The following is a 12,427-nucleotide window of genomic DNA, read 5'->3' on the forward strand; positions in this document are numbered from 1 at the left end:
CTCCGGCCGCAGGCTCCGAGGCGGCACCTTCGCCGCGCCGGGCGAGATCCGCCGCACCGATGTCGTCGTCGTCGGCGGCGGCGTCGCGGGCCTGGGCGCCGGTTATCGCCTTGCCAGGGCCGGCTATGACGATTTCCTGCTGCTCGATCTCGAAGCAGCTCCCGGCGGCAATGCCGCCAGCGGGCGCAACGAGGTCAGTGCCTTTCCCTGGGGCGCTCACTACGTGCCGTTGCTCACCCAGGAAGCCAGGGCGGTGCGGGCACTGTTCGAGGACTTCGCCATCATCACCGGGTACGGCCCCACGGGCGCGCCGCTCTACGACGAGTATGCCCTCTGCGCCGACCCTTCCGAGCGCCTCTACCGCTACGGGCGCTGGCAGGACGGGCTGGTGCCGGCGATAGGTCTCACTGCCGAGGAGGAGGCGGAGACCAGGCGCTTCTTCGCTACGATGCGCGACTTTCGCCGGCGCGTCGGCACCGACGGCCGGCGGGCTTTCGCCATTCCGCTCGACCTGAGTTCGCAGGACGCCGATCTGATGGCACTCGACGCCATTGCCATGACGGCCTGGATGGAGCGCGAAGGCTATCGCTCGCCGGGGCTCGCCTGGTATGTCGACTATTGCTGCCGCGACGACTACGGCACGCGGTCGCAGGACGTCTCGGCCTGGGCCGGCATCCATTATTTTGCCTCCCGCAACGGCAGGGCGGCCGATGCCGACGAGCAGGGGCTGGTCACCTGGCCGGAAGGCAATGGCTATCTCACGCACCGCCTCGCCGAGGTCCTTGGCCCGCGCGTGCGGTCGCGGACGCTGGCCTTTGCCGTCGAAACAGATGATGCGGGCGCGGCTGTCGACGTTTGGGACGCGGCCGAGGACAAGACCTTCCGCGTCGAGGCGAAGGCCGTGGTGCTGGCGACACCTCATTTCGTGACTGCACGGCTGATGAAGCATGCGGCCCTTGCCGCCGGCTTTTCCTATGCGCCCTGGGCGGTGGCCAACATCACGCTCGACAGCCTCCCCGGCGGCACGGGGGCCGGCCTGAGTTGGGACAATGTCGTCTTCGACAGCCCCCTGCTCGGCTATGTCGTGGCCACCCACCAGATCACCCAGATGCGCCCGACGAACACGGTGTTGACCTACTACTGGCCGCTTAGTCACCTGCCGCCGGAGGAGGCGCGCCGGGAAGCTCTGGCGCGGCCGCTGCAAGCCTGGCAGGGCATCTTCCTCAAGGAGCTCCTCGCGGTCCATCCCGAGCTCGAAGGCCACGTCCGGCGGGTCGATGTTTGGGTTTGGGGGCATGCGATGATCCGGCCGGTGCCGGGCTTCATCTGGGGCGCGCAGCGGCGCGCGGGTCTCGTGCAGAAGCCGCCTGTCTTCACCGCCCATTCGGACATGAGCGGCGTCTCCATCTTCGAGGAGGCCTATACGCACGGGGTTCGTGCGGCCGAGAACGCCATGGCCTATTTGGGCCATCCTTTCGAGACGGTGCTGTGATGGCGCATTCCTTCCTCAAGGCCCAACCCTGGATATTCTCCGCCCGCTTCGACCTCGGCTTCATCCTGGCGCCGGCGCTGGTGGTGACGCTGGCCGCCCTGGTCTGGTCGCTGTCGGGCGGCGCGGCAAGCGAGACGTCGCCGTGGGTCTGGCTGGTGCTCGTGGTCGGCGTCGATGTGGCCCATGTCTATTCGACCCTGTTCCGCACCTATCTCGACCGCGCCGAGCTCAGCGCGCGGCCCTGGCTCTATGGCTTGACGCCGCTGCTGGCCTGGCTGGGAGGCTGCCTGCTTTACTGGTGCGGCAGCCTGGTGTTCTGGCGCGTGCTCGCCTATGCCGCCGTGTTCCACTTCGTGCGCCAGCAATACGGGTTCATGATGATCTATGCCCGCCGGGAACGCGGCCTGCCACCGCTCTTCCGCCGCATCGACAAGGCTGCGATCTACGGCGCCACGCTCTATCCGCTCATCTACTGGCATTGCCACCAGCGGGAATTCTCCTGGTTCATCGAAGGCGATTTCATCCGCCTCGACCTGCCGCTGCTTGCCACCGTCGCCGGCCTCGCCTATGCCGCCATCCTGGCCGCCTACGTCATCAAGGAGGCGGCGCTGCTCCGCCGCGGCATCGGTTTCAACCTGCCGCGCAATTTGTTGCTGGTCGGCACCGCGATGTCCTGGTTCATCGGCATCGTGCTGTTTGACAACGACCTCGTTTTCACCGGCACCAACATCATCGCCCACGGCATCCCCTATATCGCGCTGATCTGGGGCTATGGCCGCAACCAGGCGCGGCTGCAGGGAGGGCGCAGTTCCTTCCTGGCGCCATGGATCGCCCATCTGTTTACCTGGCGCGCCGTGCCTGTCTACATGGCCGCCCTCTTCGGCCTCGCCTATCTGGAGGAGGGGTTGTGGGATGGCTTCGTCTGGCGCGAGCATGGCAGCCTGTTCGGCCTCTTCGGTACCCTGCCGTCGCTCGGCTCCTCCGACGCGCTGATTTGGCTGGCGCCGCTGCTCGCAATGCCCCAAGCCACCCACTACATCCTCGATGCCTTCATCTGGCGCATGCAGACCAGGGACACCAGCTGGAAGCAGGTTCTGTTCGCGCAAGAACCGGGGCGCTCCTGATGGATGCCCGGGTGACTGATCAGCCCCAGGCCGTGCAGGCCCAGCCGTTCGCCCCGGGTCTGCACCTGCTCGTCGATTTCTGGGAGTGCCGCGGCCTGCGGGATGCCGAGGGGATAGAGCGCACGTTGCGCGAGGCGGCGGCGGCCTGCGGCGCCACGGTGCTGGGCGTCATATTGCACAATTTCGGCGAGGGCGCAGGCATCACCGGCGTCGCCTTGCTCGCCGAGTCCCATATCAGCATCCACACCTGGCCCGAGACCGGCTATGCAGCCCTCGACCTCTTCATGTGCGGCCGCTGCGACCCTCGAGGAGCCTTGCCTGTGCTGGAGGCGTGGTTCTCGCCTGGCCGTACGAGAATTACAGAGCACCGGCGGGGATGAGGTCGCAGGCGGACTGTTCGACCTTACCGGCACAGGCGGGCTCTCCTGCTTGAGAGGGGGGCCGATCGCCCGCGATGCTGTGGCGACGCGGGTTCGCGCGTTGGGATCTGGGCCCGCGGTGCGGTCAGCTGTTGTTCAACTTCATATGGAGGCAATGCCGGGTTCAGGGGGGCGCACGCCGCATTGGCTGCGACCGCCACGATCGCAACCACAGCCTCCGCTCCCTCGGGCATTCAAGCGCGACGCGATCGGTTAGCCCGACGCCCGCCAGCGCCAGCTTTCGCGGACATGTCGGATCTTGCGCCCCAACCCCTGATCGGTGAGGGGCGGGCGCCCCGCGGCCTGAACAGCCGCCGCTAGCGAATTGTATCTGGCATGCCGATCCACTTGGCCACGTATAGTGTCCATCAGATCTCCGCCCCGGGATCGACGCTGATCAGAAATAGAGCCCATGCCGGGTTCACTGAATGCTTGCGGGCAGCGTGGCATGTCAATGCGCGGCGATGTCGAAATATGAGAATAAGATTCCATCGCTGCTGCCGAAACGGCCCTCAAAACAGCCATTGTCGGCCGCCGCCAAGCGGCTTGATGGAGCGATCGTGACCTTGGCGGCGCGTTTCTCCACATTCAGTTCGACACGAACGTCATGAAACGTCAAAAAGCTCCCGTTGAGCGGGAAATGCATTTTGTAAAAGGCTTCCTTGATCACGAATAGAAGCTTGGGCAGGTCGTAGCCCAGGCGACTTTCGATCTCTTCCTGCTCCTCCAGTTCGGGGGCCTGCGACACCAGTTTTGCCAAGTCGCATGGAAGCGGAGAATCGTCCTCGATGTCGATACCGATGCTCAGGAAATCGGCCGACCATCCGACGGCGACAGCGCACAGGCTTCGAGTATGAGAGATGGAACCGACAACACCTGCCGGCCAGACTGGCGCACGATTGCGCCCGACCGGGATGACGCTGTTGGATACGCCAAGGCCCTGCAAAGCCTGCCGGGCATAAATGCGCCCGGCGCGAAACTCGCGGCGGCGCGCCGGTACGACATTGCCCAGGGAAAGTTCTTCCGCGAGCAGCAGGTCTCGGTCGGCTGGTTCGAGATCGCCGCCCTCGACGACGATGCCATCAGCGACCGACTGGCGAATGGCTGCCACCAGGCGGATTGGCGAACGGTCGTCCAGGACTTCCGGCTCACCGGGCAAGACCACTCCTTTGCCGGCCCAAACTGCTGCTCCATCGACGCTGTCCTGCGTTGTAACAGAACGTCGATGGACCGGGCAACGCTCGCCATCGCCAAGAGAAATGGCGGTCCTGAGCGGAGTCCTTCGTGCCCGGCGCGGTCGCCGGCCCCTTATCGCATCCAGCCCACATGCGGCGATGCCGTGAAGCGTTGGACCGCCCAAGGTTTCAGGCGCGACCGAGTTTCACTTGCGCGCCTTGCGTATCGACGCCTGATAGACCAGCGAGGTCCAGCTGTTGCTCGAGGCGAGGTGGCAGTAGAGCATTCCCAGCGCGCCCGATTTCCTGAGGTCGAGGAAGGCCTCGTCGCTCAATTTGTTGAGGGCGGCCTCGTCGATCACCTGGAAATCGGTGAGGTTGAGCACCTCGCCGCCCTCCAGCGTCACCTTGCTCTGGCGCGGCGCGAACAGGCCGTGCGCTTCGATTTTCTCGATCATCGCCCGAGTCGCGTTGAAGTCGGTCTGGAACTGGTTGCAGAAGGCCAAAGCCTGCCTGGTCGCCTCGGTCGGCTCGGTGCCGTTGAAGAAGGGCGCGATCTTGCCGCCATCCTCGCGGAACGGCGCCAGCAACTGGTCGACGATGCGCTCGCTGGCGCGGTCGATGCATAGCGTCAGCCGGCCGGCCGTCTTGCTGTCGTCGGCGAGGATGAAGGGATAGCGCCGCGCATAGGCCGGAATGTAGTGCGGCTCGCTCCAGCGGCCGTTGGCATCGACGAACAGGTTCTCGTCCTGGCGCACACCGGTGATGATCACCGGCGCCTTGGCGGCGCCGATGAAGACGATCGGGTAGGATCGCATCGCCGCCGGCATTTCCGACGCCGCCACGGGAATTGCGTGCGCGGAGCGGGCGAAGGAGAAGTCGGCGCGCGCCGCCAGGCCGAGCGAGCCGTGTCGTATCGGATTGAGCGCCTCGGGCTTCGAATAGAACAGCGGTAGCCCAATGTCGGCCGCGGCCGGAGCCGTCTGCGTCTTGGCGTCAGTCATTATCGGTATCTCTCCAGGCGTCTCGCGCCAATTCGGTTTAGAGCAACTCCAGGAAAAGTGTGAAACGGTTTTCCGTTCGGGATTGCGGCAAGGCAAAGAGCAACTCCAGGAAAAGTGTGTAACGGTTTTCCGTCCGGGATTGCGGCAAGGCAAGAAATAGAACGGCTCAACGTTTCCGCGAAACGATGAACCGCTCCGGTGACCCGCAAGCCCGTGACCATTCCGGTCTCGCTGGCCGGCTTCACCGCCGCGATCGACAAAGTCGCAGCCGTGAAGTGATGCGGTCGCGATCGGTCGCCGCGCGCCTACCCTTGCCTCGGATGTCCCTGGCTGAGCGCAGCATGCCGACTGAAAGCCGGCAGGCAGAACGGCGCCTTGACGAGCCGCCCGAACATCGGCACCCTCGATCGCCTGTTCAGTGCTCCCTGAACCCGCGATTGAGCGAGTCGCGGACCGGCGCCAGCATATAGTCGAGCAGCGTATGCTCGCCGGTCAGGATCATGACTTCCGCCGGCATGCCGGGCGACAGATGGATGTCATGCAGCTGTCCGAGGTCGGCGACGTCGACCTTGACCTTGGCGAGGAAATAGGGCTCGCCGGTCCTCTCATCCGTCAGCCGGTCGGCCGAGACAGAGGTGAGCAGGCCGTGGATCTGCGGCAGATGCCTGGTCGGATAGGCCGACAGCACCACGCGTGCCGGCATGTCCGGATGCACCATGTCGATATCGGCCGGTTTGATACGTGAATCGATGACCAGATTGGGCTCGTTGGGTACGATATCGAGAAGCGGCTGGCCGCCGGAAATCACGCCGGATTCAGTCCTGACACGCAGGTTCATGACGGTTCCGGAAATCGGCGCGACGATATCGGTCCTGGCCAGCACATCCTGGCGTGAGGGCAAAAGGCTGCGCAGTTCGGCGAGGTCGCCGCGCACCTTGGCAAGATCTACATTGGCTCTCTCGCTGTCCTGCTGGCGCAGATTGAGCAACTGCAGCTTGGTCTCGCCGATCTGCTGGTCGTTGCCCGCGACCTGCGACCGGTTCGATGCCTGGTTCGCCCGGATATCGGCCTGGGCGCGCTGCAGCGCCAGTATCCGCGGCAGGCGCTCCAGCCCCTGTTTGTACATTGCCTGCGCCGAAACGATCTCCTGGTCGATCAAGCCGAGCTGCTCGGCCTGGGCGGCGATCACGTCCCTCCATCCCGTGCTCTGTTCTTCAATCTGTGCTATGCGCTTGTTGAGGATCTGCTCGCGCCCCTCCCGGGTCGCGAGGCGGCTGTCGAGCAACGCCTGCTCCTCGACCACCACCTTCCGCGCCGTCTCGCTGTCGATCGACGTCAGCTCCCTGGGAAAGCTGATCCGGTCTTGTCCGGCAAGCTCGGCGACCAGGCGCGCCTCGGTCGCCAGCAAGCGGATGTAGCGCCCCTGCAACTCGTCATAGCGCCCTTGAGCATCGGTCGTCTTCATGCTGATCAGGATCTGGCCGGCGCTGACCTTGTCGCCCTCGCGCACATGGATTGTCCCGATGATGCCGCCCTCCAGGTGCTGGACGGTCTTGCGGTAGCCTTCGGGGCTGACGACGCCATTGGCGACCACGGCGCTCGCTAGCAGCGCCATACTCGACCACGCCGCGGTACCGCCGACAAAGACGATCGCCGAGACGTAGCCCAGCATGCGCGCTGGCCGCGTGCGGCGGTTAAGGTCGCGCCTGCCGGCGCGGAACGCAGGCGACCGCCGCCGGACGAGCCAGGCGAGCAGCAGCAGAAGCAGCGCGCTCGCGGCCGCCGCCGCGGCGATCTTCATCGGCTGGTCCAGCTCTTCGAACCAACTCGGTGTCGCGGCTGCCAGATCTGTGGCAGCACCGACCAGCCTGTTCATTTCGTCGCGCAGGCTGGCCAGCAGCAGGTCCAGCATTTTCGACAGGTCGCCAAATCGATTGTCCATGGCTCACTCCGCCGCCTTCAGCGTTGCCGGTGCATTGGCGTGGCTCTTGTCTCGCCTGGGCATCGGCACGGTAATCCGTCTGGCCTGGCCGCCCAGCGCGCCGAGCACCTCGTCCCGCGTGCCGAACATCTTGACGGCGCCATCGAGCATGAAAACGACATGGTCCGCCGAGCGCAAAAGGTTCATCTGGTGGCTCACGAGAATGACGGTGCAGCCTCGTTCCTTCAAAAGGCGAAGGACATTGAACAGCGCCATTTCGCCGTCCGCGTCGAGGCCGGTGTTCGGTTCGTCGAGCACGATGAGCGCGGGATTGCCGAACAGGGCGCGGGCGAGGGCGATGCGCTGACGCTGCCCGCGCGAGATCCGTGCCCCATGCGGCCCTACCTCGGTTTGATAACCGTTCGGCAACCGCAATATCATCTCGTGGATACCCGCAAGTTGCGCCGCGGCGACAACTGCCGCGCTGTCGACATCGCGCAAGCGCCCGATGTTCTCGGCGATCGTTCCCGGAAACAGCTCAACCTGCTGTGGCACGTAGCCGATGTGCATCCCCAATTGATCCGGCGGCCAGCTTGCGACCTCCGCACTATCCAGCCTCACATGGCCGAGCGACGGGCGCAGCGTCCCCACTATCAGGCGGCAGAGCGTGGTCTTGCCGGAGCCCGACGGTCCGATCACGCCGCAGGTCTCGCCGGCCACCACATCGAAGGACACTTTGTTGATCAGTGTCTGCTGTGTTCCCGGCGCATAGTAGTATGCGTCCTCGAGCTTCAGGCGCCCTTGCGGGCGCGGCAAGGTTACGCCGCCGCTCTGCCGGGACCCGGTGTCGGCGAAGAGGCGCATGAGGTTGCGACGCGCGGTGCGGGCAGTGACCAGGCTGCGCCAGGCTCCGATCGAGCGTTCTATCGGCGCGAGCGCGCGGCTGAGCAGGATCGATGCCGCGATCATCGATCCGGCCGTCAGTTCGCCACGCAGGACAAAATACGCGCCGAGCCCCAGCACGGCCACTTGAAGGGCCAGACGCAGCGAGCGCGACAGGCTGGCGATGCTGGTTGTGCGACTGAGAAGCTGCGCTTGGATGGTCATCAACGACTGCTGTTTTTCTTCCCAGCGCTGCAGCGCCGGCTCTGACATGCCGAGCGAGCGGAGCGTCTCGGCGCCATCGACGTATTGACTGGCCGCGGCCTGATTGCGGCGCAGACCCAGCGACGCTTCCTGGCCCTTGCGGCGCGTGAGAAAGTCGTTGGCCAGCGCGCCACAGAACAAAAGCACCGCCCCGGCTATTCCGACCAGGCCCAATGCCGGGTGCAGGAGCCACATGAACGCCAGGAAGACGGGCGTCCAGGGCGCGTCGAGAAAGGTCAGCATGCCGTCAGCGGCAACGAAGCCCCGCAAGTCGGCCACATCCTTCAGGCCGGCCTCGAGGCTGCTGCCCGCAAGGCGAGCTTCCATGGCTCGTTCGATCACCGGAACGCTGAGTTGGTCATCGAGCCATTGGCTGATATGCCCGAGGATCATGCGTCGGGCCTGTTCCAGCATACCATAGACGGCGATCGCGGCGATCACCGCCAGGGTGAGCCACATCAGCGTATCGATCGAGCCGCTCGACAGGACCCTGTCGTAGATCTGCAGCATGTAGACTGTGCTGGCGAGCAGGAGGAGGTTGGCGAGCAGGCTGAAAAGGAGGAGGGCGGGCACCTGGCGCCGCGCCAGATGCATCACCTCCTGGAACTGCGGTCTTGGCTGCATCACGGATACCCCCGTTTCGATGCCTTTGGGCCAGTGCCCGGCCGGGCGTCAGGGGATGGCGCCCGGCCGGATCGAGTCAAGCTATGACGACGCCGTCGACGTGGTTGTCGTCGAAGATGCCGGTCCCGTCGATGCCAATGGAGAAGCTGTCGCTTGCCGTGTCGCCGTCGAAATCGGCGATCTGCACGGTGAAGTCGAGCTTCTCGTCGGGTGCCGGCTGCGCCTGGCTGAGGCCGAACCCGCCGATATCGAAGGTGTTGTTGTCGTTGCCGGAAACGCCATCGGCGTTGCTGACGTTTTCGATCAGCACGCGGTCATGGGTTCCGCTCGTCGTCCACTGCACCTTGTCGCCGGTGCTCAGGCCCTTGATCGTCCAGGTGCCGTCGCCGTTGTCCGTGACGGTCGGAAGAAATTGCGTATTGCCTGTCTTGACGATGTTGTCGACGACCGAGACCGAGGTGATGGTGACGGCCGTGTCGCCGGTGAGCCCGTTGACGAAATTCACCCCCGGTTCAGCGGCGGTGTTGAGGGCCGAGATCTTGACGCTGACGGGTCCGACGCCCGGATTGGTCTGGTTGACGGTGAAGGATGCCGAACTCGTATTGAACACGTTCGTGAACGCGATGTTGGCTTCGACGTCGGCCTCGTTCTGGTCCAGATTTGGCACCAGGAAGTTCGTGTTCGCGCCCGTGACATAGGTGATGAACGCCCCCTCACCGGGGTTGATCTGGTTGCCGTTGACGCCGAATGAGGTGGTGCTGCCGGCCTGGCTGATATTAAGCACATCCTTGGTTGTGATGTTGCCGCCGGCGGATTGATCGAGCGGGTCCTTCCCGATCACCACGATCTGGGTGGAGGCCGGATTGCCGAACATCATGAACAGGTTGCTGCCCGAGGGTGCCCCGGCGAAGGCGAAGTTGATCTCCTCACTGACCGAGACCTTGAGATTGCCGTCCAGGTCGATGGAGTCATCGGGGTTGGTGGCGTCCGGATGCTCCAGCGCCTCGTACTGAATGCTCCAGAACTTGCCGCCGCTGGTCGGGCTCCCGGTCTCCTCGAGGTAAACCGCGAAGGCGATGGCGCCTGCTGACGTCTTGCCGAGCACGATGTTGTCGTTCTGCGCGTCCGTGAAAAGAAAGATCTCTTCGCCGTCGTTGGTAAAGAGACCGCTCGAGTCACCGTCGAGCGCGCCGCCGCTAGAATCGGTGAAGGCGATGTTGCCGACCGAGCCCGTGACGCCGCTGATGGAAATGACGTTGCCGTTGCTCACCGCTGCATTAATCGCGGTGGCCGGGTCAGCGCCGAGTGCCGTCAGCCGACTGGAGAACGCAGTCGGCAAGGCGGTGTTGGTATCGTCATTCTGCAAGCCGGCCGTTTCGTCAAGGGTAACGGTCGTGCCGGTGAGCGTTACGGAAAGCGCCATGAGAGCCTCCTAGAGATTATCGTGAAGATTGCTGGGGAACCTGCCGTTCGGCGGTCGCAACGCCGGCGCCGGTAGGGGAGCGCGGAGTTCAGTCCGAGGTTCGTCTCGACACAGGTTCGGAACGAAGCCGGCTGCGAGGAGTCTGCAACATCGGTGTCTGTCAAAGCGTCGTCGACGTTGTCGCCGGTTTGTAGCGCGGTCTTCCGGTCGTTGACGGCCTCGTCGTCGAGAATCGAGGTGATCGACATTGCTGTTCTGCCGAAATGTACCCCCAGGCGAAAGATCGATTCCTGAGGGGCCCCATCCAAAGGAAAGACCGCCCTCTGAATCGCGGCCTTCGAATCCCTGATTGTCCCGCCGATGGCGAGCGCCGGTCTATTCCCGCTTCGATAGTATTATGGTCAATGTCCCTACCTATCGAACGATATCTATCGTTCGGTAAGTCGAGGCGCGAGAAGGGCGGCCTACGGCTATTTTTCCCGCATCGCCCGGCGGAAGTTCTGCGTGATCGGCTCGGCCAGGTAGGAAAGCACGGTGCGAGCACCCGTCCGGATCATCGCCTCGCTCGACATGCCTGGCAAGAGCTTACGGCCCTCCAGCTTGGCGAGCTCATTTCTGTCGATCAAAACGGTCGCGGCGAAATACGGTGCCCCGCTGCGCTCCTCCGTCATGCGGTCAGCCGACACGATCTCCACGACGCCCTCGAGAGGCGGCAGGTTGTAGCGGGCGAAGGCCGGGAAGCTGACGCGCGCGGGCTGCCCGGGGGCGATCGTCTCGACATCCTCGGGTCTGACCATGGCCTCGACCACGAGTTGTTGTCCGAGCGGCACGACTGTCATCAATGTCTCGCCGGGCTTCACGACACCGCCCGCCGTGTGGACCTTCAGGTCCATGACGATGCCGTCGACCGGCGCCGCGATATTGGTGCGGGCCAGCACGTCCCTGGCGGAGCGCTCCTGCTGTCTGAGGTCGAACAGCTCCGCCTCGACCTTGCTCAGCTCATCGACGGCCGCGTTCAGCCGCACTGTGTTGAGGTTCAGGATTTGCATGTCGATCTCGGCCATGGCGCTTCTGGCACGAGCGATTGCTGCGACGTTGGTAGCGCGCTCGCCCTCGATCTCCCGCTGTTGTCGTTTGAGCGACAGGTTCCGCTCGCGGGTGGTCAGCCCCTTCGCCAGCAGGCTCTCCAGGTCCTTGGTCTCACCCTCGATCGCCTCGATCTGCTTGTCCTCGGTGACGATAAGCTGCTGCAGTCCCGTGATCTCTTCCTCGATCTGGTGACGGCGCTGGCTGAGAATTTCCCGCTCGTCCTTCAAATTGTGATGCTTGGCGGCGAACACGTCGCGCTGTGCGGCCACGGCGTCCCTTGCTGCGCTGGCGGGGTTGGCGAGCAACGCGGCATCGAACTCGATCTCGGCCTTGCCGTCGCGCTCGGCCCTGAGACGCGCGGCCAGCGCCTCACGCGTCGCTATCCGGTTCTGGATCAGGTCAAGCTGCGCGGTTGCCTGTGTGTTATCGAGCCGGATGAGCACCTTGCCGGCCTTGACGATATCGCCGTTGGCGGCGTTCAACTCCGCGATGATGCCGCCCTCGAGATGCTGGATGAGCTTGCGGTCGCCGGCGACCTTGATAACGCCCGGTGCCACCGCGGCGCTGTCCAATGGTGCCAGCGCCGCCCAGCCCCCGGCCACGCCGAAGAACAGGAACATGATCGCGAACCCGGTCCATTTCACGCCCGCGAGACGCAGGGGTACCGGTGTCAGCAGGGATGGCGGCGGGACGGGCAGCGGAACGACGTTCATCGATAATTCCTCACTGGGCCGAACATGGTCATCGGTTTGTCGAACTCAACGAGCGCAGGTAACTCACAGCAAAGACTGCAAGACCGGCACGACCTCATTGTGTTCATGCTTCCTTTGCCTCTTGGGTGTCTTGCACGTCTTTGACCACCTTCGGGGTTGCTCTTGGCATCTGGGTCACCCTGCGAGCGCGGTTGGCGAGTTCACCGAAAACGGCGTCACGCGGCCCGAATAGGTCTTGTGCGCCGTGGTTGAGCACCAACACCTTGTCAACCGTTTCCAAGATGCTCGGCCGATGCG

General features: G+C 64.4%; 10 protein-coding genes and 1 pseudogene. 3 read left to right on the forward strand and 8 right to left on the reverse strand.

Going from position 1 to position 12,427, the window contains the following annotated elements; translation table 11 throughout:
* The 3 genes from EN745_RS17670 to speD all read left to right on the forward strand — a co-directional run.
* Nucleotides 1-1,492: FAD-dependent oxidoreductase (locus EN745_RS17670; RefSeq protein WP_127421872.1), on the forward strand; the 1,492-nt coding region annotated here is incomplete at its 5' end.
* On the forward strand, nucleotides 1,492-2,616 hold the full coding sequence (locus EN745_RS17675) for a hypothetical protein (RefSeq protein ID WP_189347499.1): 1,125 nt from the start codon (nucleotides 1,492-1,494) through the stop codon (nucleotides 2,614-2,616). The genes EN745_RS17670 and EN745_RS17675, both read left to right, overlap by 1 nt.
* An 11-nt stretch (nucleotides 2,617-2,627) precedes the next feature.
* Complete coding sequence (speD, locus tag EN745_RS17680) at nucleotides 2,628-2,996, forward strand: adenosylmethionine decarboxylase (protein ID WP_245455564.1); 369 nt, start codon at nucleotides 2,628-2,630, stop codon at nucleotides 2,994-2,996.
* A 490-nt stretch (nucleotides 2,997-3,486) separates the two neighbouring features.
* Here speD and EN745_RS17685 read toward each other — a convergent pair whose 3' ends face one another.
* The 8 genes and pseudogenes from EN745_RS17685 to EN745_RS36555 all read right to left on the reverse strand — a co-directional run.
* Complete coding sequence (locus EN745_RS17685; RefSeq protein WP_189347501.1) at nucleotides 3,487-4,194, reverse strand: 4'-phosphopantetheinyl transferase superfamily protein; 708 nt, start codon at nucleotides 4,192-4,194, stop codon at nucleotides 3,487-3,489.
* A gap of 222 nt (nucleotides 4,195-4,416) precedes the next feature.
* Nucleotides 4,417-5,214 carry a SapC family protein gene (locus tag EN745_RS17690; RefSeq protein WP_127421874.1) on the reverse strand — a complete coding sequence of 266 codons (798 nt, stop codon included), beginning with the start codon at nucleotides 5,212-5,214 and terminating at the stop codon, nucleotides 4,417-4,419.
* A gap of 415 nt (nucleotides 5,215-5,629) precedes the next feature.
* Nucleotides 5,630-7,156 (reverse strand): HlyD family type I secretion periplasmic adaptor subunit, encoded by a 1,527-nt coding sequence (locus EN745_RS17700; protein ID WP_127405381.1) that lies wholly within the window; start codon nucleotides 7,154-7,156, stop codon nucleotides 5,630-5,632.
* A gap of 3 nt (nucleotides 7,157-7,159) precedes the next feature.
* Nucleotides 7,160-8,905 carry a type I secretion system permease/ATPase gene (locus EN745_RS17705; protein ID WP_245487758.1) on the reverse strand — a complete coding sequence of 582 codons (1,746 nt, stop codon included), beginning with the start codon at nucleotides 8,903-8,905 and terminating at the stop codon, nucleotides 7,160-7,162.
* Between the two features lie 76 nt (nucleotides 8,906-8,981).
* Nucleotides 8,982-10,328, reverse strand: coding sequence for a DUF5801 repeats-in-toxin domain-containing protein (locus tag EN745_RS17710; protein ID WP_127421875.1), 1,347 nt, complete (start codon nucleotides 10,326-10,328; stop codon nucleotides 8,982-8,984).
* Nucleotides 10,313-10,576, reverse strand: a complete 264-nt coding sequence (locus EN745_RS17715; protein ID WP_126056144.1) for a hypothetical protein — start codon at nucleotides 10,574-10,576, stop codon at nucleotides 10,313-10,315. The genes EN745_RS17710 and EN745_RS17715 overlap by 16 nt, the downstream gene beginning before the upstream one ends.
* Nucleotides 10,577-10,798: 222 nt before the next feature.
* Nucleotides 10,799-12,130, reverse strand: a complete 1,332-nt coding sequence (locus EN745_RS17720) for an HlyD family type I secretion periplasmic adaptor subunit (RefSeq protein ID WP_126056143.1) — start codon at nucleotides 12,128-12,130, stop codon at nucleotides 10,799-10,801.
* Nucleotides 12,131-12,233: 103 nt separating this feature from the next.
* Nucleotides 12,234-12,427, reverse strand: a pseudogene (locus EN745_RS36555) (type I secretion system permease/ATPase); the annotation flags it as partial.

Source organism: Mesorhizobium sp. M4A.F.Ca.ET.022.05.2.1 (assembly GCF_003998845.1).
Classification (GTDB): Bacteria; Pseudomonadota; Alphaproteobacteria; order Rhizobiales; family Rhizobiaceae; genus Mesorhizobium.

Coding starts and splice junctions, on each gene's coding strand:
- EN745_RS17710 (WP_127421875.1), bottom strand. CDS start 10,328: ATGGCGCTTTCCGTAACGCTCACCGGCACGACCGTTACCCTTGACGAA.
- EN745_RS17720 (WP_126056143.1), bottom strand. CDS start 12,130: ATGAACGTCGTTCCGCTGCCCGTCCCGCCGCCATCCCTGCTGACACCG.
- EN745_RS17675 (WP_189347499.1), top strand. CDS start 1,492: ATGGCGCATTCCTTCCTCAAGGCCCAACCCTGGATATTCTCCGCCCGC.
- EN745_RS17715 (WP_126056144.1), bottom strand. CDS start 10,576: ATGTCGATCACCTCGATTCTCGACGACGAGGCCGTCAACGACCGGAAG.
- EN745_RS17690 (WP_127421874.1), bottom strand. CDS start 5,214: ATGACTGACGCCAAGACGCAGACGGCTCCGGCCGCGGCCGACATTGGG.
- EN745_RS17700 (WP_127405381.1), bottom strand. CDS start 7,156: ATGGACAATCGATTTGGCGACCTGTCGAAAATGCTGGACCTGCTGCTG.
- EN745_RS17705 (WP_245487758.1), bottom strand. CDS start 8,905: ATGCAGCCAAGACCGCAGTTCCAGGAGGTGATGCATCTGGCGCGGCGC.